Here is a 22,656-nt window from a genome sequence, read left to right on the forward strand (position 1 = left end):
TCTTTAAAAGAAGGCGTTTTTTTACTCTCGCTTTAACTCGCTTCTACGAACTAGGTTTTCGTATCTTGGTTCTCGCCGCCTAATGACTAAATTGCGGACCCAGCCCGAGATTCCACAGAATCACCGATCCTGCAATAATCGAGACCAGTAAAACAAGCCCACAGGTTACAATCGAACTGGCGTAGATGAACCCCCGTTCTTCAGGGATATGCATTAAAATCGGGACGCCGGTATAGAGAAGGTACACGGAGTAGGCGACCCCGATAAGACCGGCAATCATCAAGAACCAGACTTGAGGGTAGATAGCCGCAATACTGATCATAAACAGCGGTGTCGCAGTATAGGCCGCGAGTTCCAATGCTTGGGTATAGGTTGGCGTAGAACCAAATGTATGGCTCATCCAGTACGTTAGGTAGGCGAGGGCAAAGACACCCGCAATGAGCGCGAAATACATGGCAACTGACATGCCCAAGGCACTGGACTGAGTAAGGAAGATTGGTTCGCCGACTCCAATTCGCCAGCCGATAAAGACGCTTGAGATGAAGGCAAAGGTCGGCGGCAGCAAGGCGATCAGCAAGATATGAGAAAGGCTGCTTTGGACGCCTTCATGCTCCTTGTCAATGGTACGCCACTCTTGTTTCGGGTGAGTATATAGCCCAAATAAATGTCCCAGAATCATAACGTTTCCTCGTTATCAGGTGCGAAAGTTCGCACGATAAAGTTATTGGTTCAAAGAACACTTTCCCCTAATCACGATTGTGCTCTTGGTCTTACTGATAAAATAATTAGTAACCCTTGACGCAAAAGTCTACTGACTCGAAGGCCTCGTTTGGGGGCCGCCAATTGTTCTATTCAGTCTATTAACGTTTAGTCTGGGTTATCTGGCTTGGCAAGAAATTGGTACGAACCAGCCGGGGAGCCCGGCTGGGAATATGATAGGTAGACGGGGGTTATAACTTGAAGTATTCGCTGGCGAATTCTATAAACAGACGAAGCTTTTCTGGTTGATAATCGCGGTGGTTATAGAGTAAATAAACTTCACGTGGGTTGGCAGACCAATTTTCTAAAATACGTACCAGCTCACCAGATTCAATATACTTCTCCAGCATCACATCCGGCATAAGAGTGATCCCTAAACCACTTACACATGCTTTGCGAACAACATTAAGCTGATTGGCTTCAAAGCGTCCCCGCTCATTAACGGCAATCGTCTCGCCATTACTGTCAGTTAGGCGCCAGCGAAGCAGTGGCTTGCCTTTAAGTAGTGAATGTTGGTGGAGATCCTGGGCATGCTTGGGTTCAGCGTTGTTTCTCAAATATTCAGGGCTGGCAACCAAAATATCTTTGACTGCACTGATGCGCCTGGCAATTAGGGTTGAGTCTCGTTGTGGGCCTACCCTAAAAATGGCATCCCAATCTGTTGGATCAAGCTGCTCAGGTTCGCTGCTCATATGCAGTTCGATATTGATAGCTGGGTGATCTTGCATAAATGCATTGAGCATTGGCTGCAGCATTACTTTTGTGAGATTAGAAGGAGCGGCAATTCTTAGTTTTCCCGTGGCTCCTTTACATTCCTCACTGATATGTTCGGTAGTATCAACTAACTGCTGGAGTAAAGGACTGCAGTCGTCGTAAAATTTTTGTCCGGCTTCTGTTAGTGAAAGCTTTCGGGCATGACGGTTTAACAGACGAATGCTAAGGCATTCTTCCAGGGCTTGGATCCGTCGTGTTAAGGTAGCGACAGGTACCTGAGTTTTTCGAGAGGCGGCAGTATAGCTGCCGTGTTCAACAACCATACGAAACAAATTTAAATCGTCAAGCTTCATAGTTATACAATCACTGAAAACTTATAATCGGAGAATGGTATAACAAATTGTGCTACGAGATGTCATTATCCCAATAAGTTTTGCTGTAAATCAATATCATCACAGTTCTACCTATCAACCCACCAACCTTTACGCCTTGAAAAGGTTAATTTTTGAAGTAGGTTGCATAATCAAATTTTTTACAGATTGAAAGGTGCGATAGTTATGACGGAATATTAATTCCGGCCTATGCTTTTGATAGATTGGTTAGCAGTTCGAGTCTTTATGCACACTCAATCCGGCAAATCTGTTCGTGCTCCTGAGCAAGCTCAGGAGGGAGTAAATCATCATTCATGGAGGGCACAACCTTTGCTTGAGGATAAAGATGTTCTCGTGGTCGAAGATGATCCTGTTTTTCGCGGAATGATTACTGGTTTCCTTAAAAGTCAGGGATGTAACGTGCGTGAAGCTGAAGATGGTCTTGCTGGATTACAGGCCCTGAGAGACAGTATTCCTGATGTACTGCTTTGTGACTTGGCAATGCCGGTGCTGACAGGTATGGAGTTTGTCGAAGAGATTTCCGTTCAGTACCCGATGCTGCCAATTATTGTTATTTCTGGCACAGGGGACATGGGTGATGTTGCAACGGCACTCCGACACGGTGTCAAAGATTTTCTTGTCAAGCCTCTTGATAACATCATGGTGCTAAAGTCAGCAATGTTATCAGTTCTAAAGTCTCAAGATTCTGCTATGGAAAATAGGGACTTCTCTAGTCAGTGGTTTGGCATTGGCGAAGATGAAAGTTGTATTGATGAAGAGCTGGAATGGCATATTGATGAGCTCAAAGCCAACCCGCGAGCAGCTCGAGAATTGTTGTTGGGGTTGATGCCCGAAACGGAATCAAAGCAGGGAGACTGGCAGCTGAATTACTGTGTATTGCAATCAACTGATGTTCAGCCTGTCTTGTTGGATTACACTTGGCTGATGGATGGGCGCTTGGCTTTTTATTTAGTAGACTCATCCTCAGATAACGATAATGGAACGGCAACCACCTTGCTTATTCGCGCTTTTTTTAACGATTACCTGCGAACACGAATGTCAGAAGAACACGACATTAGAAGCTTAATCCAATTAATTGAAAAGGGCATGAAACACTCCGGTTATGCTGCGCCTATTAAAGCGTTGTTCGGGATATTTGATGCCTGTGATAAAAGCCTGTCGGTGACTTCAACGGGGCTGGCGGCTGTGTTACAAACCAGTGATGGTAATAAAGAACTGGTAGCCCAGCCTTGGCTTGGGATGAAGGCATACCAAAACGATACGATAGCTCTGCCGCTGTCAGAATCTGGTGGCCGATTGTCACTGAGCGAGATTGGATCGGCAAGTTTTAGCCTTACATTAAAGCGGTGTGGATTTTAAGAGAATAAAAAAGCGAGAACCAAAAGTTCTCGCTTTTTGCTGTTACCTGAAACTAATTTCTAGAAACTAGTTATCAATGTTTATTATGCTTCAACAGGCTGAGCGTCGGTTGTATCTTCTTCGACGGCTTTTCCTTCAGCACCGTGCATCCAGCGGATAAGCTGGTTTGAGCAAAGTAGCAGTAGTACACCTGCGATTGTTGCTGCAATCGCGATACCGCTAAAGATAGCCATTGGGCCAGCTTCACCAACTTGCGAGCCAATAATACCGGCTACATAGTTAGCAATAGCGTTAAAGCCGAACCATGCACCCATCATCAGAGAAGCCAGACGAAGCGGAGCAAGCTTGGTTACCATTGACAGGCCAATTGGAGACAGGCAAAGCTCACCAAGCGTGTGGAAGAAGTATGCGCCAACTAGCCACATCATAGATGTCTTAACTGTAATGTCGCCACCCTGCTGCATTACCGCACCAATCATGCATAGGAAACCAATGGCAAGGAAGAACAGACCCATTGCAAATTTAATTGGAGAGCTTGGCTCTTTTGGACCTAATTTCACCCAGATGCCGGCAATAATTGGAGCGAGTGTGATAACAAAGAACGGGTTCAGCGATTGGAACCATGCCGCAGGTACTTCAAAGCTACCTATCATACGGTCAGTGTACTGCTGAGAGAAAATATTCATCAGGCCACCGGCTTGTTCGAAACCAGCCCAGAAGATAACCACGAACAGACCCATGATCATGATAACCTTCAGGCGATCACGTTCTTGTCTGGTCATTGGCTCTTGTTTGCCAGATTTGTTCATTGCAGCTGCACGTTTTGCTGCTGGTACTTTACCAATATCACCCAGCAGGCGTTCTGCGAACACCAGTTGAGTAACTAGGCTTAGCAGCATACCGATGCCTGCTGTCAGGAAGCCAGCTTTCCAACCATATGCAGCAGAAGCGGCACCAGCAATGATACCTGCCATTAACGAACCAAGGTTGATACCCATGTAGAAGATAGTGAAAGCACCGTCACGACGGTTATCACCTTCCTGGTATAAGTCACCCACCATGGTAGAAATGTTCGGTTTGAACATACCGTTACCGATGATTAGTAGACCTAAACCTAGGTAGAAAGCGGTGACTGAGTGAGGGTCAACCATGCTGTTTGGTAGCGCCAAAGTAAATTGACCTAGCGCCATCAGGAGACCACCAATGATGATAGAGCGGCGTTGTCCAAGGAAGTTGTCGGCAATCCATCCACCAATTAGAGGAGTGATGTAGACGAGACCGGTGTAGATGCCGTAGAGGTTAAGTGCGTCTTGAGTCGACCAGCCTAGGCCGCCGTTGATGGTTTTATCAGTGAGATAAAGCACCAATATTGCGCGCATGGCATAGTAAGAAAATCGTTCCCACAGTTCTGTTCCAAACAGTAAAAACAAACCTTTTGGGTGGCCAAGCAATGTACCACTTCTCAGATTGCTCATAATTATTCTCTGTATTGAGTTGTATGTGTGTTTGCAAATTCGGCTCTTTTTATAAAGCACAAACTTTTAAACTGCAAATTTTCACATTTGCAGAACAAATGAAAAACAATGCAAGTTGTTGATTTAGCAAGAGTTGCATATCATTTGCTCAAAAATGAAAACTCAGATTTACAGAGGGTATTTGGATTATGATTTTGTGTTTTTGTTATGGACTGGTCTGGCGTGCTGTTTTTTGTGTTTTTTGTGGTTCTTTTTGCTGGTTTTTTGTGTTTTTAACAGTTGTTACATTTGTGGCGGCGGGAAACTATAAATTTACGTTATATCAATCGGTTTGGAATAAGTTGTTCTTTGTTTACCAGTACTTATAATTTAGGGAGAATGACAGTTGGCGTAAGTTAGGCAAAAAATATTATGAAAGACTGGTACCTCCTATATTGTAAGCGCAGTGAGCAGGAACGCGCAGTGATCAATCTCGATCGCCAAGGTGTTGAGTGCTACTACCCTCAGGTAACGGTGCAAAAAATTGTCAGAGGCAAGCGAATTGAATGCGCAGAACCTTTATTCCCGGGCTATATGTTTGTCTATTTTGATCCGGAAGATATCAGTTATACAACAATCCGGTCAACGCGGGGGGTTGCTAATTTTATTCGACAAGGAGCCACCCCCCAGACGGTTCAGCCAGATCTAATCTATGGACTAATGATGAATGAGGATAATGAAGAGCATCAGACGAAGCTATCGAGCCTGCCTCAGCCAGGTGAAAGCCTGAAATTGACCCAGGGGCAGTTCAAGGGCATCGAAGCCATTTACCAGGAGCCTGACGGCGAGAAGCGGTCGTTTATGATGATTAACTTGCTGGGTAAACCGGTTAAAGTCAGTGTGCAAAATGAAGATCTTGTGAAGAAATGACGGCAGTATGACTGTCAGAAACCGTATCGATAGTTTTCTGCCTGTTTGTTATAGTTGCCCAATTATTATTAATGGAATTAAGAATGTCTAATACTTCCCCTGTTCGTAAAGCGGTGATTCCGGTTGCCGGCCTTGGTACGCGTATGTTGCCTGCAACCAAAGCGATTCCAAAAGAAATGCTGCCAATCGTCGACAAGCCTTTGATCCAATATGTAGTTAGCGAATGTGTTGCCGCGGGTATCAAAGAAATAGTACTGGTAACCCATTCATCGAAAAATTCGATTGAGAATCACTTCGATACGTCTTTCGAACTGGAAGCGACGCTTGAAAAGCGTGTCAAGCGTCAGCTGCTTGATGAAGTACAAAGCATTTGCCCGAAGGATGTGACGATCATGCATGTTCGTCAGGGGCAGGCAAAAGGTTTGGGCCATGCCGTCCTTTGTGCCCGTCCATTGGTAGGTGATGAGCCGTTTGCCGTCGTTCTTCCTGATGTCATTCTCGATGATGTTGCCAGCGATCTGCGCAAGGAAAATATGGCTGCAATGGTGAGCGCGTTCAACGAGACTGAGATCAGCCAAGTTATGGTTGAGCCAGTGCCAATGTCAGATGTTTCTAGCTATGGTGTGGCAGACATTAACGGTGCTGAGCTTAAGCCGGGTGAAACGACACCGATGACCAAGGTGGTTGAAAAGCCGACTCTGGAAGAAGCTCCTTCGAACTTGGCAATTGTTGGTCGTTATGTACTTCCTGCTGAAATTTGGGATTTGCTTGGGCGAACACCTGTCGGTGCGGGTGATGAAATCCAGCTAACTGATGCCATTGATATGCTGATGGAATCGAAACAAGTGAATGCCTTCCATATGTCGGGCAAGAGCCATGACTGTGGAAGTAAATTAGGTTACATGCAGGCCTTTGTTGAGTACGGTATGCGTCACGGAACCCTAGGCGAAGACTTTACTGCTTACCTGAAAGAAGTGGTAAAGACGCTTTAGGTAGTAAGCCCTAGGCTCTTGTTCCCTCCTCTTATGAAGGGGAGGGCTAGGGTGGGATATCTTTTTTTAGAAGTTATCAACTCGAACCTTTTTAATCCGAATGATACTGCTCACACGCAAGTAGCGTATTTTCAATCAGAGTTGCGACTGTCATCGGACCGACACCACCGGGAACTGGTGTAATATGGCGGGCTTTCTCGCGGGCGATATCGTATTCGACATCACCGACCAACTTTCCGCTGTCTAATCGGTTGATACCGACATCCATAATCGTGGCTCCCTCTTTGATCCATTCTCCCGGGATAAAGTTAGGCTTGCCGACTGCGACAATCAAAATGTCTGCCTGGCGAACATGCTGCTCCAGGCTTTTGGTAAAGCGGTGGCAGGTAGTGGTCGTTGCACCAGCCAGTAACAGCTCGAGGGTCATCGGACGACCGACGATGTTTGATGCGCCGACAACAACAGCATGTTTGCCTCGAACGGCAATATTATAACGTTCAAGCAGCGTCATAATGCCTTTGGGCGTACAAGAGCGTAGCTTAGGAATACGCTGGCATAGACGGCCTACGTTGTAGGGATGGAAGCCATCGACATCTTTTTCCGGATCGATTTCTTCAAGTACTTTAGTGGTATCGATGCCTGCAGGTAGCGGCAGCTGAACTAAAATGCCGTCGATTCCACTATCGCTGTTAAGCTCGTTGATCAGGGCCAGCAACTCAGTCTCTGAAGTTGTCGCCGGAAGGTCAAAAGACTTGGATACAAAACCGACCTCATCACATGCTTTCCGTTTGCTGCCGACATAAATTTGTGAGGCAGGATCCTGCCCGACAAGTACTACGGCTAAACCAGGAGCACGCAATCCCGCTTCAACACGCGCTTTTACACGGGCAGCAACTTCTTGACGAACAGTTTGGGAGATAAGTTTTCCATCAATTATTTGAGCGGCCATGATTATCCTTTGGGCTGTGTAGTTAACGGATCGTTGACATTGTCGCAAAGAATGTGACTGAGATCTACAGCGCAAACGTTTGCTTTTTGCGGAAAAGTAAAAACAGTATGATATGTTGGCTTTGCGTTCTAAGTCAGTGCTGAGTACCTGTTCGTGGCGTTTTATTACATTTCGATAGTGTGTTGGTTATTACGGGGAATCGCATTCTTATCTCAGTTACTTACTGAATTTAATGCGAATTGTTGCTACTTTGAGCACTTGGTGCGAGAGGACGGTAAATTCAGAGAAAAAGCATTGACGTAACTGTCAGGGGACGTATAATCCCGTCCCGTAACCTAGCGTTACGCATTTATTTAGCGCCCTTAGCTCAGCTGGATAGAGCACGTCCCTTCTAAGGATGTGGTCGCAGGTTCGAATCCTGCAGGGCGCGCCATTCCCCTTTCAGTAACACTTTTCTCTGAACAACCAATTTATTTTTTGATTCCTTGGTGAAAGTTCGTTGTCATTTTACCGATTAGCGAATAACTCGCCCTGAGTTATTACCCATTTTCCCTGTTCCGCCTGGGTGATGTTTGGGTTGTCCGCCGATCTCTTGAACTAAAAGTGCTTTTAATGCGGCTATTTCCCTCGGGTTTGACGGTTGCCAACAAGCGATTATTTTTGCTTTGTTCCTTTTCATGATGGATCTCCTTATATACGGGCAAATTTTTACCTGTTATTGCTAACAAGAATGATATCCTCGATCGCTTGCACCTTATGTGCTTGCTGTTGCTTATTTAGAATGTTTTTGATTTTTTCATTAGTTACCCGTTTCATGTCATTCCCTCCCCAAAATAGAAAGCTGTCGGCTTGTCTGTGCGTAGTTCCTGCTCAAAATGTAGTCATTTGAATGTGTTGTGTCCTGAGCACAAAAGCAGCATTCGCGTAGCGTTTGGTGGCGATATTCCAATTCATTGTCAAAAAAACAGAAAAGGTAGGGCAATTTTTACTATTTACCCTTGAAAATGGAATTTTTGCCCCTATCTTGTGTGAAAGGTTTGAGTGCGGTTGAGTCGACTCTGTCTCGACGGCGGGCTGTAGGCCCGTTATAATACCGCGTTTTAATTTCTGGATCAGTGGCTTCAAGGCCAGCAGAAACAGAAATTATCAGAATTAAGGCGTTATGGTTTCGGCTCGGTCGTCGCCATAACACGAAAGGATGCCACCGTCAGCATATGACTGATCGGCAACATCACTCAGAGAATTACTGAGTAAGTTTTGAGGTTAAATAAAATGCAAGTTACCGTTGAAACCACTGAAGGCCTAGAACGCCATCTAACTATCACAGTTCCTGCTGCTAACATTGAAGATGCAGTAACAGCAGAACTGAAAAAAATTGCTAAAAATCGTCGTTTCGATGGTTTCCGTCCAGGTAAAGCGCCAATTAAAATGGTTGCTCGTATGTTTGGCGCTTCTGTACGTCAAGACATCCTTGGTGAAGTGATGCAGCGTCACTACATCGAAGCGATCGTTAAAGAAAAAATCAACCCAGCTGGCGCGCCTACTTTTGCTCCTGTGGAAATCGCAGAAGGCAAAGACCTAGTATTCAAAGCGTCTTTCGAAATCTTCCCAGAGATCGAACTATCTGGTCTTGACAAAATCACTGTTGAAAAACCAGCAGTAGACGTTAAAGACGAAGATGTTACGACTATGCTTGATACACTACGCAAGCAACAGGCAACTTGGTCTGAGGTTGACGCTGCAGCAGTTGCTGATAGCCGTGTAACTATCGATTTCACAGGTTCTGTAGACGGTGAAGAATTCGAAGGCGGAAAAGCGGAAGGCTTTGCTCTAGCAATGGGCCAGGGCCGCATGATCCCAGGTTTCGAAGACGGTGTTGTTGGTAAGAAAGCTGGTGACGAGTTTACTGTAGAAGTAACTTTCCCAGAAGAGTACCACGCTGAGAACCTAAAAGGTAAAGCTGCCTCTTTCGTTATCAAACTGCATAAAGTTGAAGCACAGGAGCTACCTGAGCTAACTGAAGAGTTTGTTTCTAAGTTTGGTGTTGAAGACGGTTCTGTTGACGGTCTGAAAGCTGAAGTTCGTAAGAACATGGAGCGCGAGCTTAAGCAAGCAGTTAAAGGTCGCATCAAAGATCAGGTTCTTAACGGCCTAATCGAACAAAATGACATCGAAGTTCCTGCTGCACTTATCGATCAGGAAATCAACGTTCTTCGCCAGCAGGCGGCTCAGCGTTTCGGCGGTGATGCTCAGAACACTCCTGAGCTACCACGTGAGCTGTTCGAAGAGCAGGCTAAGCGTCGTGTAGTAGTTGGCCTACTTCTTGGTGAAGTGATCAAGTCTGAAGAGCTGAAAGCAGATGACGAGCGTGTTAAAGCGCTAATCACTGAAATGGCTTCTGCATACGAAGATCCAACAGAAGTTGTTGCTTACTACGAGCAGAACGAGCAGATGATGAACAACATGCGTAACGTTGCTCTAGAAGAGCAGGCGATTGACGCACTTCTAGCTAAAGCACAGGTTTCTGATAAAGAAGTTAGCTTCGACGAGCTAATGAACCAACAGCAACCTGCAGCTTAATTTGCTGAAATTACTGTAGAGATTTGACTTTGTTTCAAATCTTCTGCTAACAATGGTCCGTGTGAGAGTAATTTCATTCGGGCCATTTATTTTAGGGAAATAACGTTATGAGCTACCAAGAAAACAACGCCATGTCGCCAATTATGAATGCGCTGGTACCTATGGTGGTCGAGCAGACTTCTCGTGGTGAGCGTTCTTACGACATCTATTCCCGACTACTAAAAGAGCGTGTGATTTTTCTGACCGGTCAGGTTGAGGATCACATGGCCAACCTAGTGGTTGCACAGCTTTTATTCCTTGAGTCTGAAAATCCAGACAAAGATATCTTCCTTTACATCAATTCTCCGGGTGGCTCGGTAACTGCAGGTATGTCAATTTATGACACGATGCAGCATATTAAGCCGAACGTGAGCACTTTTTGTATGGGGCAGGCTTGTTCAATGGGGGCATTCCTGCTCGCTGGTGGTGCGCAAGGCAAACGTTTCTGTCTGCCGAATTCGCGTGTGATGATTCACCAGCCGCTAGGTGGCTTCCAGGGGCAGGCATCTGATATTCAGATTCATGCACAAGAAATTTTAACTATCAAGAAACGACTAAACAGTATGCTTGCCAAACATACTGGCCAGCCACTCGAAGTGGTTGAGCGCGATACTGACCGTGATAACTTCATGTCAGCAGAGCAAGCAGTTGAGTACGGTTTGGTAGATGCAGTTTTGAGTAACCGTGAGTAACTCTGTTTTTGGCTCCGTGGCACAGGTTTGCTGAGACGCGGAGCAAAATGATAAGAGTTGTTATACACTCAAAACAAGGCAATGATGGGTTGAATCCCAAAAAGAGGTTAGCGAATGACAGATAAGCGAAAAGAGAGTGGTAGTGGAAAACTGCTGTACTGCTCTTTCTGCGGCAAAAGTCAGCACGAAGTTCGCAAGCTGATTGCAGGCCCTTCTGTTTATATTTGCGATGAGTGCGTTGATTTATGCAACGATATTATTCGTGAAGAAATTAAAGAAGTGATGCCAAAGCGTGACGGCAGCGAGCTACCTACGCCACAGGAAATTCGTTCGAACCTGGATGATTACGTTATTGGTCAGAACCATGCGAAGAAGGTACTGGCTGTAGCGGTATATAACCATTACAAGCGTCTTCGAAATGGCGATACCACCAGTGACGGTGTTGAGCTTGGTAAGAGTAACATTCTGCTGATCGGCCCGACCGGTAGTGGTAAGACTCTGTTGGCGGAAACGCTGGCACGCATGCTGGATGTTCCGTTTACTATGGCTGATGCAACCACGCTGACTGAAGCGGGTTACGTTGGTGAAGATGTGGAAAATATCATCCAGAAGCTGCTACAGAAATGTGATTACGATGTAGCAAAAGCAGAGCGTGGTATTGTTTACATCGATGAAATCGATAAGATTTCACGTAAGTCAGACAATCCTTCTATTACTCGTGATGTATCGGGTGAAGGTGTTCAGCAGGCACTGTTGAAACTGATTGAAGGTACGGTTGCGTCTGTTCCGCCGCAAGGCGGCCGCAAGCACCCACAGCAGGAGTTCTTGCAGGTTGATACCTCTAAGATTCTGTTTATCTGTGGTGGTGCGTTTGCCGGTCTGGATAAAGTGGTTGATCAGCGTGTTGCAACAGGTACAGGCATTGGCTTTGGCGCCGATGTTCGTTCAAAAGACGGATCTCGTACTTTGAGCGACTTGTTTGAGCAGGTTGAGCCGGAAGATCTGGTGAAATACGGCTTGATCCCAGAGTTTATTGGTCGTCTGCCTGTGACAGCTATTCTGAACGAGCTGGACGAAGATGCACTGGTACAGATCCTGCGTGAACCGAAGAACGCGTTGACCAAGCAGTATGCAGCATTGCTTGAGTTGGAAAACGTCGAACTTGAGTTCCGTGACGATGCATTGGTAGCGATTGCCCGCAAGGCGATGCAACGTAAAACCGGTGCTCGTGGTCTACGCTCAATCGTTGAAGCGGTTCTGCTTGATACCATGTACGAACTCCCTTCTGCCGAAGGTGTGAGTAAAGTTGTAATCGATGAATCAGTAATTAAAGGCGAGTCTGAGCCGCTACTGATTTATGAAAATACTGAAAATCAAGCAGCTGGCGCTGAGTGATTGTCTAATAACTGCTCATAATGTTGAAAAAAAGGAGGCTTTTGCCTCCTTTTTTGTTTTCTGTTACTTATCCCGTTGAATCTTTCCGCTTTACCCCCATATACTCAGTAGAGAGATTGAACGGAAGAGAGAAGAATATGAACTTGGAGCGTTCGGAACGCCTTGAAATTCCCGTTCTGCCACTGCGTGATGTGGTGGTCTACCCTCATATGGTTATTCCATTGTTTGTAGGCCGGGATAAATCTATTCGTTGTCTTGAGTCGGCAATGGATGACAATAAACAAATTTTGTTAGTAGCCCAAAAAGAAGCGGCTACTGACGAGCCTTCGATTGAAGATCTGTATGATGTTGGTACGGTCGCGACCATTCTTCAGTTGTTGAAGCTGCCTGACGGTACGGTGAAAGTGTTGGTTGAAGGCCAGCAGCGTGCCAAAGTTGAAAACCTTAAGGATGATGAATTCTTTACGGCTGATGCTGAATTCCTGGTGACCCAGGAAATGGATGAGCGCGAGCAGGAAGTGCTGGTTCGCACTGCAATTAATCAGTTTGAAGGTTTTATCAAGCTGAATAAGAAGATCCCACCGGAAGTACTGACTTCACTCAACGGTATTGATGAAGCGGCACGCCTTGCTGATACTATTGCTGCTCATATGCCGTTGAAGCTGGCTGATAAGCAGAAAGTACTCGAGATCGTTGATATCACGGAACGCCTCGAGTTCCTGATGGCGATGATGGAGTCTGAAATCGATCTGCTACAGGTTGAAAAGCGCATTCGTGGCCGCGTCAAGAAGCAGATGGAAAAGAGTCAGCGCGAGTACTATCTCAACGAACAAATGAAAGCTATCCAGAAAGAGCTGGGTGAGCTGGATGATGCACCGGATGAGTTCGAGTCTCTGAAGAAGAAGATCGAAGAGTCGAAAATGCCGGTTGAGGCGCGCGAGAAAACTGAGCAGGAACTACAGAAGCTGAAGATGATGTCACCGATGTCAGCAGAAGCAACGGTTGTGCGCGGTTATATCGACTGGATGCTAAGCGTACCTTGGCACAAGCGCTCCAAGGTGAAGAAGAACCTCGCCAAAGCAGAGGAAGTTCTGAATGCCGATCATTACGGCCTAGAGCGTGTTAAAGAACGTATTCTTGAGTACTTGGCGGTACAGAGCCGTATCAACAAGCTAAAAGGTCCGATCCTTTGTCTTGTCGGTCCTCCGGGCGTGGGTAAAACCTCGCTGGGCCAGTCTATTGCCGCTGCAACAGGCCGTAAGTATGTGCGAATGGCACTCGGTGGTGTACGCGACGAAGCGGAAATCCGTGGTCACCGTCGTACCTATATCGGCTCGATGCCGGGCAAGCTGATCCAGAAAATGGCGAAAGTGGAAGTAAAAAACCCACTGTTCCTACTGGATGAGATCGACAAGATGTCGTCGGACATGCGCGGCGATCCGTCATCGGCTTTGCTAGAAGTGCTTGATCCCGAGCAGAACAACGCCTTTAACGATCACTACCTCGAGGTGGACTACGATCTGTCTGATGTCATGTTTGTCGCGACATCTAACTCGATGAATATTCCGGGGCCGTTACTGGACCGTATGGAAGTGATCCGTCTGTCGGGTTATACCGAAGATGAGAAGCTCAATATTGCCAAGCGTCATTTGCTGGATAAGCAGATCAAACGCAACGGTTTGAAGCCTGGTGAGGTTGAGGTTGATGACTCTGCCCTGATAGGCATCATTCGCTATTACACCCGTGAGGCGGGCGTACGTAGCCTTGAGCGCGAAATTTCTAAACTGTGTCGTAAGGCGGTGAAAGAGATCCTGCTTAATCCTGGTACCAAAAAAGTGACAATTAATCAGGAAAACTTGAAGGCATACCTGGGTGTTCAGCGTTTTGACTACGGTAAAGCCGAAGAGAACAACCGCATTGGTCAGGTAACCGGCCTGGCCTGGACGGAAGTGGGCGGTGATTTGCTGACTATCGAAACCGAGTCGATGCCGGGTAAAGGTAAATTTACCTATACTGGTTCGCTGGGCGACGTGATGCAGGAGTCGATTCAGGCTGCAATGACGGTCGTGCGTACTCGTGCGGAGCGTCTTGGTGTGGTCGCTGATTTCTACGAGAAGCGTGACATTCATGTTCACGTGCCGGAAGGTGCAACACCGAAAGATGGTCCTAGTGCGGGTATTGCTATGTGTACGGCACTGGTTTCAAGCCTGACGGGTAACCCGGTGCGTGGTGATGTTGCCATGACGGGTGAAATCACCTTGCGTGGTGAGGTATTGCCAATTGGTGGTCTGAAGGAAAAACTGCTGGCCGCACACCGTGGTGGTATCAAGACGGTGCTTATCCCGAAAGAGAACGAGCGTGATTTAGAAGAGATCCCTGATAACGTTATTGCTGATTTGGAAGTGCGTCCGGTGCGCTGGATTGATGAAGTGCTGACAGTTGCACTGCAGAATAATCCGACGGGCATTGAGCTGGTAAACGCCCAAAACAGTGACATGCAGCAAAGTTAAGTAAAGAAAAGACGCTTTCAAGTGCGAAAAGCCTTGTCAGCGTTTTTTTGTATCGCTATAAGTTAGGTCTAATTCGCTGTAAGCTCAATAATATCAACACTTACCCGTATCTCAGGTGTTCTGTGTTGGTATAATTAGGCCTGATACAATTTTTTTGTCCGTTACAAGTTTTAAGCTTGTTGACAAGGTAGCTTGCGGACAAGGTTCATAGAGGGGATGAAATCGTGAACAAAACTCAGTTAGTTGATAAAATTGCTGAAAATGCAGATATTTCTAAAGCGTCAGCTGGTCGTGCTCTGGATGCATTCATTGACGCTGTTTCAGACACCTTGAAATCAGGTGATCAGGTTGCACTTGTTGGTTTTGGTACCTTCTCTGTACGTGAGCGTTCAGCGCGTACTGGCCGCAACCCACAAACGGGTGAAGAAATCCAGATTGCTGCGGCAAAAGTACCTGGCTTTAAAGCAGGTAAAGCGCTTAAGGATTCTGTAAACTAACAGTGGCTTTGGCCCGCTGTTTGTATTGAACAAACATCGATGCGGGTTGTCAGAGTAACTGACAACTTGGCATGAAATGAGGGCGCATCGGGTTGATGCGCTTTTTTTACTTTGTATCAGTGTGAAATATTCAGTGCCTGGTGCCCATTGGCTAGGTACACGAAGGCATTCTTCACAACACCGTGCCAGATCGAATTAGTAGGAGATACGGCAGATTATGATGGAGCGTATGCGCGAAGGCGCTAGCAGCATTTGGGTCAAGATTATTCTTGGCTTAATTATTTTTTCTTTTGTTTTTGCCGGTGTGGGCAGCTACCTAGCCGGTGGCAGTCAGCAAGCCGCTGCAAAGATTGATGATCGAGAAATCAGTCAACGCGAGTTCGAGCAGTCCTACCAGAATGAGCGCAACCGCATGCAATCACAGCTTGGTGAGTATTTCACTACGCTGATGGGCGATCCGGCTTATGTGCAGCAGTTCCGTCGTAGCGTGCTTGATCGTATGGTTAATGATGTACTGATTGAGCAGCGCGCTAAAGAACTTGGTCTGCGTATCAGCGATGAGCAGATCCGTAATGCGATTGTCTCAATGCCAGAATTCCAGCGTGACGGAAAGTTCGACAACGAAGTCTACAATACTTTGTTACGTCGCTCAGGCTTCTCGCCAGAGATGTTTGCCGAATCGATGCGAACTGACATGCTCCGCCAGCAATTTCTTGTTGCTCTTCAGGGCAGTGATTTTGCTCTGGGCAACGAGCTGGCAGCACTGACCAAGCTAGAGAAACAGCAGCGTGTTATTCGTAACCTAACGCTGGATGTGGCTGAGTTCCAGAAAATCGCAGATGTTTCAGCTGACGATATTCAAGCTTTCTATGATCAGAACCCACAGATGTTTACACGTCCTGAACAAGTCAAAGTAGCTTATATTGAGCTGTCTGGCGAAGGCCTGAAAACAACGCTGGAAGTTTCTGAGGATGATGCGAAAGCGTATTTTGCAGAGAACCAGACTAAATACGGTACAGCCGAAAAGCGTCAGGTAAGTCATATTCTGATCCAGGGCGACAGCAGCGATGCCAAAGCGAAAGCTGAAGAGTTGCTGGCACAGCTGAATGAAGGAGCAGACTTTGCCAAATTGGCCCAGTCATCTTCTGATGATACCTTTAGCGCCAAAGAGGGTGGTAAACTGGATTGGTTTGAGCGTGGTGTGATGGATCCTGCGTTTGAAGATGCTGCTTTTGCACTGAATAAAGGTGAAACGTCAGCCCTAGTCCAGACATCATTTGGTTATCACATTATCAAGCTTGACGATGTGAAATTGCCTCAGGTGAAACCATTTGCTGATGTTCGTGATGATATCGTAGCCGAGCTTCGCGAGCAGCGTGCTGCCGAAGAGTTTTATGATCTGCAGACTCAACTAGCCGAGACGGCTTTTGAAATGCCAGATTCTCTGGATGATGCAGCAGCAGCTGTAAACGCTAACGTGCAAACTACGGAGTTCTTTGCTCAGAACAATGCTCCGGGTGTATTGGCTAACCCTGCTGTTATGCAGGCTGTATTTAGTCCAGAAGTACGTGAAGACGGTCTGAACTCAGATGTGATTGAAATTGGTCCGGAACATGTCGTTGTTGTGCGTGTAGAAGACTCTCGCGAGGAAATGGTATTACCGTTTGACGAGGTTTCTGCATCGGTTAAACAGCAGCTAGCGGCTCAGCAGGGCGAGCAGGCTGCTCAGGCGAAAGCTGATGAGATCATTACTGCTCTTCGTGACGGTAAAACAGATATTCTAGAAACAGAAGCTCTGAACTTCTCAGACGCGCAAACAATCAGCCGCGCAGGCTCAGACCGTATGGTTGCCCAGGTTGCATTTGGCCTTGCCAAGCCAGCCGAAGGTAAAGCGGTGTACGGTATGACTCGTGATATGTCAGGTAATGTACTTATCATTGCTTTGGATGAAGTGATTGAGGCTGATGTCGAGTCGGTTGCTTTGGATAGCCAGCTGGCAACTCAGGTTGAGCAAATGAATGCTCAGCAAGATGTGATGGCTACGCTTGATGTACTGCGTAATACTGCAGAAGTTAATTATCCAACTTTGGATACACCAGCAAACTAATTGTAATTTATTGATTAGTTATCGGGCCGCCATCGTGCGGCCCGTCGTTTTTCTGCCTTATAACTCTCAATTCTGGTTTACCTCTTTCTCGCCTGCATTATTCTGATCATCCTATAGCATCACAATATTCCTATATGAGTTCTAATTGATGGAGGTTTGGTTTGAATATACTGTTACATACGATAGTGCTGATTGCTGCGTTGTGTTTTGTGCCTGTAGGGCATGCTGGCAGCGACCAACATGAAGGCATTGAAATAACTGTGAATATCAATACAGCGAACGCTGAAGAGTTGGATAAGCTTCTGATAGGTATCGGACCGGACAAAGCGTCGAGTATCATCGAATACCGAGATACTCATGGACAGTTTGCGACGGCTGACGAGTTAGAAAATGTGAAGGGGGTAGGGGCGGCGACGGTTGCCAAGAACCGGGAGCGGATTAAACTCTAATAATTATCGTGTCGCTGTTGAAGAAGAGAAGTTTGTGGTTCTTCTTCGTCGTCCTTGGCAGAAAAGGATTAATTAGTGTGTTGCTCCCACCTCATTGCTATTTTTGGTATTGAACAAAGGTTGGTCTTTCTTTTCTTTCTCAGACCAGAAATTAATATTGAACTGTGCATTATCAGATAGCTCAATACGGGCCTTCCATAACGCAGAGCTGTCCAGACACACCTTCTGCCGTATTGTGGTAAGCGGAATGGTCAATATAATGGCTTGTTTCTATTAAATTGTTTTTTAAATGCGATAGGAATTAATGCAATTGCGATTCCGGCAATCGCTCCGAGTAAATGTGCCTCGATGGCTACCCGGGCTCCGATCAACGCTTCAGAACTGGCAGAGCCGCCGAAGTATTGCTCCGAGCAGACCTTGCCTATTAGTCCAAACAGGAGCAGCCAACCACCTTTTTGCTTGGTCTGTATATCTTTTACTGCCCCCCAGCCAAAGAGTCCATGAAGCACTCCTGATAGTCCGGCATACCACTGAATGTCGGTAGCAATGATCCCAGTGCCAACCACTAGCGCAAGTGCCAGCAACAGCAAGCTATACGGTCGAGCAGAAAAATGTATCCGATAAATGAAAGTGATGATTGCCAGCGCCAGGGTATTCATTATCATATGCGGCCAATTGGTATGGGTCAGATTTCCTGTTAGGATCCGCCACACTTCGCCATCGATAATTGCATTGCGATCCCAGGCCAGCCAAGATTGGATGTCTGGCCACTGTGCGATGAACAGAATCGTGATGGCAATCATCAGAAAAGTACGAATAGACAAGGTCACCTCGATGAGTCGATATTGTGAACAATGCGGCAAGGCAAAGAAAGCCTGTATCTGCAGCTGGATTCAATGCATTGATGCTAAAACTGAATTGTGGATATTACAACACCCGTCTGAGGTAAAACGTGCAATTGGTACGGCACGTATCCTAACGCTGTCGCTACCGAATGCGCGCTTGTGGGTCGGAGAGGATTTTACTGATCATGATGAACTAAATGCATTGTTGCGAGATCCCCTGCGAGAGATTTATCTAGTATACCCCGGTGAGAATTCAAAGCCTATTTCGCGGCTGGCCTGCCAGCCGCGAAATGAGGGGGCAAAACGAACACTGATATTACTTGATGGTACTTGGAAGAAAGCCTATAAAATGTGGCAGCTTTCTACCAACCTGCAGGCTTTGCCAACCGTCAATCTAGATAATGCGGACAGAGGAAACTATCGGATCCGCAAGTCACCGAAAGATCAGGGAGTCTCAACAGTGGAAGCGGGCTATCTGGCTCTGGCTGCGCTGGAAGGGGAAGAAAAGTTCTTCCCACTGTTAGATGCTTTTAATCAGATGATTGAGTTTCAGATCCAGCAGATGCCGGAGGGGGTTTTCGAAAGGAATTATAAACGTGAAACTCAAGAATTTAATTCCTAACTTATAGTCAGTGTTGTGCTTTAGTTCCCTCCCCCTTGAAAAGTGGGAGGAGCTTTGTCTAAAACCCATGCCCTTCGTGGCCGACGCCAACGGCGGTGGTTGGCTGGAAGAGAGTACTATAGAGCCGCTGGGCGAAGCCATCGGTCATCCCCGAGATGTAGTCGGCGATGATCCGGTGGGCATTCTCGCCGTTGTTGGTGGCTTGAAGCCATCGCTCCCGGGTATTGGCAGGAAGCAGTCGTTCAGGATCTGCCGCAAATGCTTCAAAGAGCTCCATCACCAGCTGCTGCCCTTTGTATTCCACCAGTTGGATTTCTGGTTTTCTTACCACATAGTCACTGACAAACTGTTTTAGGACTTCCAGAGCCCGTTCCATCGATTCTGACAGGAAGGCATTCCACTGCAATAAGGGCTCGTCAAAGCTGCTTTGTATTGCCGGTGCAATATGGATAGAGGTCAGCAGGGCATTGACCATGGCCCCAATGGCATCTTTGCGTTGGTGATGGGTGCCAAATAACTGTTCGCTGAGTTTGCCTATACGTGCTTCCAGCCATGGCTCGCCACAGTCGGCCAGCTTGCAGGCGACAGCTTCATGCCACTGATCGCGGGTGACAATGCCCATTACAATTGCATCTTCCAGGTCATGAACACCGTAGGCGATATCATCAGCCAGTTCCATAATTGAACAGTCGAGAGACTTGAACCGTGTTTTCAGATGTTCGGTTGGATTAGTACGCTGATGGCGCATCTGGCTAAATAGAGCGGTGTCGTGCGATGACAATAAATCGAGAACCCAACTAAAGGTGTCAGTATCATCGTTATATATTCCTTTGGCCGGATGCCAGTCTTTGGCCTTGAGATGACGAAAGTTGCTAACGTCAGCGGGTTGCTCCGTTGCTCTGGTTGTGCTGATGAGCGCAGGGTATTTCAATAACCCGAGTAGGGTGCGGCGCGACAGGTTCATGCCGAAGTGTTCGGTGTAAGGTTCGATCAGGGTCACAATACGAAACGTCTGGGCGTTGCCTTCGAAACCGCCGTGCTCTCGCATCATATAGTTCAGTGCGACCTCGCCACCATGGCCAAAGGGCGGATGCCCGATATCATGCGCCAGGCACAGGCTTTCCATCAGGCTGGTCGATGGCAGTAAATCCCGAAAGGTTGGCTGTTTGATCTTCAGCTGAGCCACAATGCCGGTACCAATCTGGGAGGCTTCCAGTGAGTGAGTCAATCGGGTGCGATAAAAATCATGGTGACCAGCACCGTGGACCTGAGTTTTGGCCTGTAATCGGCGGAAGGCGGCGGAATGCAGGATCCTGGCTCGGTCACGTTGATAGGCTGAGCGATGATCGTTGCGACGCATCTTCTGCTCATTGCTTTTACGGCTTTCCCAGTCGGGGTTGAGAATAAATTGCGTCATTAACTGATGTCATCCAGCGTTAGATTAAAACTGTCTACAAAGGTATCAAGAAAGTATTCCATCTCGGGGCTGGAACGTTCCGATAGGGTTTGTTCAAGGCGTTTTTTTGCCTGGGCAAATTCATGGTTGCCTGCGCTGAGTTCTTCCAGGCATTTCAGATAGGCGCAGAGGCTGTCTGCCTGCTTGACGATTGTGTAGTCGTCCTTGTTTATCGTGTGGCTGTCTAGCAAGGGTGCGTAATCATCCCGAAACTCTTCCGGCAGCATTGACAGTAACTTTTGCTCGGCGGCTAGCTCAATCTTCTTGTATTCTTCGGCAATTGTCGGATTGTAATATTTGATCGGGGTCGGCATATCCCCCGTTAGTACTTCGCTGGTGTCATGAAACATGCCAAGCAGGGCAATTCGTTCTGGATTGGTATGACCGCCAAATTTACGGTTTTTGATCAGCGCCAGTGCATGGGCGACAAAAGCGACCTGCAGGCTATGTTCCGAGATGTTCTCAGTCGAAACACTCCGCATTAGCGGCCAGCGCTGGATGAGTTTCATACGTGCCAGGTGGGCAAAAAAATGACTTTTTTCCATATCGATACTTCTTTGCAGCTAGGGGCGAGACTGATTGGGTATATTCAGTTAGGACTATCTAATTAAAGGTAACAGAAAAAATACAGAGGTAAACAAAAGCCCCAGTAAAACTGAGGCTTGTGTTCGAAGGTGGATTAACTATTGGCGATAACTGTGCAGGAAGCGCTCCAGTCGACCAATAGCCATTTCGAGATCGTCGACCCGGGGCAAGGTCACGATGCGGAAGTGATCCGGCTTCTTCCAGTTAAAACCGGTGCCATGTACCAGCAGTACTTTTTCCTGCTGGAGAAAGTCCAGCGCCATTCGTTCGTCATCGACAATGTTGAATTTTTTCTGATCCAGTTTCGGGAACAGATACAGTGCCCCTTTGGGTTTTACGCAGGAAATGCCAGGGATCGAAGTTATCATGTCATAGGCTTTGTCGCGCTGCTCGAGCAGTCGTCCGCCGGGCAGGATAAGCTCATTGATACTCTGGTAACCTCCAAGCGCAGTCTGGATCGCATGCTGCATCGGTACATTGGCGCACAGGCGCATTGACGATAGCATCTCCAGCCCTTCGATATAGGACTTGGCCAAGTGTCTCGGCCCGGAGAGGATCATCCAGCCGGCGCGAAAACCACATACACGGTACGATTTGGACAGACCGTTAAAGGTAACGCAGAAAACATCTTCGGCCAGCGGTGCAATGGAAGTGTGCTGGGCTCCTTCATACAGGATTTTGTCGTAAATCTCGTCGGCAAAAATGATCAGGTTATGTTGGCGGGCTATTTCAACAATTTCCAACAGGAAGTCACGACTATAGACGGCACCTGTCGGGTTGTTCGGGTTAATAAGAACAATGCCGCGGGTGTTTGGCGTGATTTTGCTGCGAATATCATCAAGATCCGGATACCAGTCGGACTCTTCGTCACAAATATAGTGAACCGGATTACCACCAGAGAGCGAAACGGCTGCTGTCCAGAGCGGATAATCCGGCGCAGGAACCAAAATTTCATCGTTGTTGTCTAGCAGCGCCTGCATTGACATCATGATGAGCTCGGACACCCCGTTACCTATATAGACATCTTCGACATCGATATCGAGCATCCCGCGTTTTTGGTAGTGCTGCACAACCGCTTTTCGGGCCGGATAAATGCCTTTGGAATCACAGTAGCCCTGTGATGTCGGCAAGTTGCGGATCACATCCACCAGAATTTCGTCCGGGGCGTCAAAACCGAATGGGGCAGGGTTGCCGATATTCAATTTCAGAATCTTATGGCCTTCTTCTTCCATGCGTTTGGCATGTTTAAGAACGGGACCTCGTATGTCGTAGCAAACATTATTTAACTTGGATGACATCCCGATGTTGTGCATTGCTTGGTTCCTGCGCA

General features: G+C 47.0%; 20 protein-coding genes and 1 tRNA gene. 12 read left to right on the forward strand and 9 right to left on the reverse strand.

Translation table 11 applies throughout. The annotated features are described in order from the left end of the window. Nucleotides 1-79: 79 nt before the first annotated feature. Complete coding sequence (locus EDI28_RS00910; protein ID WP_128781963.1) at nt 80-679, reverse strand: Yip1 family protein; 600 nt, start codon at nt 677-679, stop codon at nt 80-82. Between the two features lie 271 nt (nt 680-950). After that, nucleotides 951-1,826 carry a LysR family transcriptional regulator gene (locus EDI28_RS00915; RefSeq protein ID WP_128781964.1) on the reverse strand — a complete coding sequence of 292 codons (876 nt, stop codon included), beginning with the start codon at nt 1,824-1,826 and terminating at the stop codon, nt 951-953. A 348-nt stretch (nt 1,827-2,174) separates the two neighbouring features. Here EDI28_RS00915 and EDI28_RS00920 point away from each other — a divergent pair, with 348 nt between their 5' ends. Next, the gene (locus tag EDI28_RS00920) at nt 2,175-3,224 is read left to right on the forward strand and encodes a response regulator (protein ID WP_128782939.1); all 1,050 of its coding nucleotides are present in this window, start codon (nt 2,175-2,177) and stop codon (nt 3,222-3,224) included. An 83-nt stretch (nt 3,225-3,307) separates the two neighbouring features. On the opposite strand, the gene EDI28_RS00925 is transcribed toward EDI28_RS00920, so the two are convergent. Beyond that, a complete protein-coding gene (locus tag EDI28_RS00925) occupies nt 3,308-4,699 on the reverse strand; it encodes a peptide MFS transporter (protein ID WP_128781965.1) in 1,392 nt (463 codons plus the stop codon). 411 nt (nt 4,700-5,110) lie between these two features. On the opposite strand from EDI28_RS00925, the gene rfaH reads away from it, so the two are divergent. Both rfaH and galU read left to right on the forward strand, forming a co-directional pair. Then, complete coding sequence (gene rfaH, locus EDI28_RS00930) at nt 5,111-5,608, forward strand: transcription/translation regulatory transformer protein RfaH (protein WP_128781966.1); 498 nt, start codon at nt 5,111-5,113, stop codon at nt 5,606-5,608. A gap of 83 nt (nt 5,609-5,691) precedes the next feature. Further along, nucleotides 5,692-6,600: a UTP--glucose-1-phosphate uridylyltransferase GalU gene (gene galU, locus EDI28_RS00935; RefSeq protein ID WP_128781967.1), complete on the forward strand. Its 909-nt coding sequence runs from the start codon at nt 5,692-5,694 to the stop codon at nt 6,598-6,600. Between the two features lie 91 nt (nt 6,601-6,691). Here the strand turns inward: galU and folD are convergent, their stop codons facing one another. Next, nucleotides 6,692-7,549 (reverse strand): bifunctional methylenetetrahydrofolate dehydrogenase/methenyltetrahydrofolate cyclohydrolase FolD, encoded by an 858-nt coding sequence (gene folD / locus EDI28_RS00940; protein WP_128781968.1) that lies wholly within the window; start codon nt 7,547-7,549, stop codon nt 6,692-6,694. Nucleotides 7,550-7,905: 356 nt separating this feature from the next. Between folD and EDI28_RS00945 the strand changes: the two genes are divergently transcribed. Further along, nucleotides 7,906-7,982 (forward strand) — tRNA-Arg (locus EDI28_RS00945). Between the two features lie 81 nt (nt 7,983-8,063). Here the strand turns inward: EDI28_RS00945 and EDI28_RS26830 are convergent. After that, nucleotides 8,064-8,228 (reverse strand): hypothetical protein, encoded by a 165-nt coding sequence (locus tag EDI28_RS26830; protein WP_164918451.1) that lies wholly within the window; start codon nt 8,226-8,228, stop codon nt 8,064-8,066. Nucleotides 8,229-8,821: 593 nt separating this feature from the next. On the opposite strand from EDI28_RS26830, the gene tig reads away from it, so the two are divergent. The 7 genes from tig to EDI28_RS00980 all read left to right on the forward strand — a co-directional run bounded on the left by tig (nt 8,822) and on the right by EDI28_RS00980 (nt 17,818). Further along, nucleotides 8,822-10,129, forward strand: a complete 1,308-nt coding sequence (gene tig / locus EDI28_RS00950; protein ID WP_128781969.1) for a trigger factor — start codon at nt 8,822-8,824, stop codon at nt 10,127-10,129. Between the two features lie 107 nt (nt 10,130-10,236). Further along, nucleotides 10,237-10,860: an ATP-dependent Clp endopeptidase proteolytic subunit ClpP gene (gene clpP / locus EDI28_RS00955; protein ID WP_128781970.1), complete on the forward strand. Its 624-nt coding sequence runs from the start codon at nt 10,237-10,239 to the stop codon at nt 10,858-10,860. A 114-nt stretch (nt 10,861-10,974) separates the two neighbouring features. Beyond that, entirely contained in the window at nt 10,975-12,255 is a 1,281-nt protein-coding gene (clpX, locus tag EDI28_RS00960; protein ID WP_128781971.1) for an ATP-dependent protease ATP-binding subunit ClpX, read from the forward strand. A gap of 137 nt (nt 12,256-12,392) precedes the next feature. Next, entirely contained in the window at nt 12,393-14,765 is a 2,373-nt protein-coding gene (gene lon / locus EDI28_RS00965) for an endopeptidase La (RefSeq protein ID WP_128781972.1), read from the forward strand. Nucleotides 14,766-14,989: 224 nt separating this feature from the next. Next, complete coding sequence (gene hupB, locus EDI28_RS00970) at nt 14,990-15,262, forward strand: nucleoid-associated protein HU-beta (protein WP_128781973.1); 273 nt, start codon at nt 14,990-14,992, stop codon at nt 15,260-15,262. A 217-nt stretch (nt 15,263-15,479) separates the two neighbouring features. Then, entirely contained in the window at nt 15,480-17,369 is a 1,890-nt protein-coding gene (gene ppiD, locus EDI28_RS00975; protein WP_128781974.1) for a peptidylprolyl isomerase, read from the forward strand. Nucleotides 17,370-17,551: 182 nt separating this feature from the next. Then, the gene (locus EDI28_RS00980) at nt 17,552-17,818 is read left to right on the forward strand and encodes a ComEA family DNA-binding protein (protein WP_233353283.1); all 267 of its coding nucleotides are present in this window, start codon (nt 17,552-17,554) and stop codon (nt 17,816-17,818) included. Nucleotides 17,819-18,069: 251 nt separating this feature from the next. Here EDI28_RS00980 and rrtA read toward each other — a convergent pair whose 3' ends face one another. Then, a complete protein-coding gene (rrtA, locus tag EDI28_RS00985; RefSeq protein WP_233353242.1) occupies nt 18,070-18,642 on the reverse strand; it encodes a rhombosortase in 573 nt (190 codons plus the stop codon). A gap of 10 nt (nt 18,643-18,652) precedes the next feature. On the opposite strand from rrtA, the gene EDI28_RS00990 reads away from it, so the two are divergent. Then, the gene (locus tag EDI28_RS00990) at nt 18,653-19,285 is read left to right on the forward strand and encodes a tRNA-uridine aminocarboxypropyltransferase (protein WP_128781975.1); all 633 of its coding nucleotides are present in this window, start codon (nt 18,653-18,655) and stop codon (nt 19,283-19,285) included. A gap of 58 nt (nt 19,286-19,343) precedes the next feature. Here EDI28_RS00990 and EDI28_RS00995 read toward each other — a convergent pair whose 3' ends face one another. The 3 genes from EDI28_RS00995 to EDI28_RS01005 form a co-directional block, all read right to left on the reverse strand. Continuing rightward, complete coding sequence (locus EDI28_RS00995; protein WP_128781976.1) at nt 19,344-20,702, reverse strand: anti-phage deoxyguanosine triphosphatase; 1,359 nt, start codon at nt 20,700-20,702, stop codon at nt 19,344-19,346. After that, nucleotides 20,702-21,286, reverse strand: a complete 585-nt coding sequence (yfbR, locus tag EDI28_RS01000; protein ID WP_128781977.1) for a 5'-deoxynucleotidase — start codon at nt 21,284-21,286, stop codon at nt 20,702-20,704. Before yfbR ends, EDI28_RS00995 begins: the two co-directional genes overlap by 1 nt. 138 nt (nt 21,287-21,424) lie before the next feature. Then, a complete protein-coding gene (locus tag EDI28_RS01005; RefSeq protein ID WP_128781978.1) occupies nt 21,425-22,639 on the reverse strand; it encodes a pyridoxal phosphate-dependent aminotransferase in 1,215 nt (404 codons plus the stop codon). Nucleotides 22,640-22,656: the final 17 nt, after the last annotated feature.

The sequence above is a fragment of the Photobacterium chitinilyticum genome (genome assembly GCF_004104355.1).
Classification (GTDB): Bacteria; Pseudomonadota; Gammaproteobacteria; order Enterobacterales; family Vibrionaceae; genus Photobacterium; species Photobacterium chitinilyticum.

What these genes read in the sequence shown, in the direction of transcription:
- galU (WP_128781967.1), top strand. Translation starts at nt 5,692, where the DNA reads ATGTCTAATACTTCCCCTGTTCGTAAAGCGGTGATTCCGGTTGCCGGC.
- EDI28_RS00910 (WP_128781963.1), bottom strand. Translation starts at nt 679, where the DNA reads ATGATTCTGGGACATTTATTTGGGCTATATACTCACCCGAAACAAGAG.
- EDI28_RS00925 (WP_128781965.1), bottom strand. Translation starts at nt 4,699, where the DNA reads ATGAGCAATCTGAGAAGTGGTACATTGCTTGGCCACCCAAAAGGTTTG.
- clpP (WP_128781970.1), top strand. Translation starts at nt 10,237, where the DNA reads ATGAGCTACCAAGAAAACAACGCCATGTCGCCAATTATGAATGCGCTG.
- EDI28_RS00990 (WP_128781975.1), top strand. Translation starts at nt 18,653, where the DNA reads ATGAGTCGATATTGTGAACAATGCGGCAAGGCAAAGAAAGCCTGTATC.
- yfbR (WP_128781977.1), bottom strand. Translation starts at nt 21,286, where the DNA reads ATGGAAAAAAGTCATTTTTTTGCCCACCTGGCACGTATGAAACTCATC.
- rfaH (WP_128781966.1), top strand. Translation starts at nt 5,111, where the DNA reads ATGAAAGACTGGTACCTCCTATATTGTAAGCGCAGTGAGCAGGAACGC.
- clpX (WP_128781971.1), top strand. Translation starts at nt 10,975, where the DNA reads ATGACAGATAAGCGAAAAGAGAGTGGTAGTGGAAAACTGCTGTACTGC.
- tig (WP_128781969.1), top strand. Translation starts at nt 8,822, where the DNA reads ATGCAAGTTACCGTTGAAACCACTGAAGGCCTAGAACGCCATCTAACT.
- EDI28_RS00995 (WP_128781976.1), bottom strand. Translation starts at nt 20,702, where the DNA reads ATGACGCAATTTATTCTCAACCCCGACTGGGAAAGCCGTAAAAGCAAT.
- ppiD (WP_128781974.1), top strand. Translation starts at nt 15,480, where the DNA reads ATGATGGAGCGTATGCGCGAAGGCGCTAGCAGCATTTGGGTCAAGATT.
- EDI28_RS00915 (WP_128781964.1), bottom strand. Translation starts at nt 1,826, where the DNA reads ATGAAGCTTGACGATTTAAATTTGTTTCGTATGGTTGTTGAACACGGC.
- folD (WP_128781968.1), bottom strand. Translation starts at nt 7,549, where the DNA reads ATGGCCGCTCAAATAATTGATGGAAAACTTATCTCCCAAACTGTTCGT.
- EDI28_RS01005 (WP_128781978.1), bottom strand. Translation starts at nt 22,639, where the DNA reads ATGCACAACATCGGGATGTCATCCAAGTTAAATAATGTTTGCTACGAC.
- EDI28_RS26830 (WP_164918451.1), bottom strand. Translation starts at nt 8,228, where the DNA reads ATGAAAAGGAACAAAGCAAAAATAATCGCTTGTTGGCAACCGTCAAAC.
- lon (WP_128781972.1), top strand. Translation starts at nt 12,393, where the DNA reads ATGAACTTGGAGCGTTCGGAACGCCTTGAAATTCCCGTTCTGCCACTG.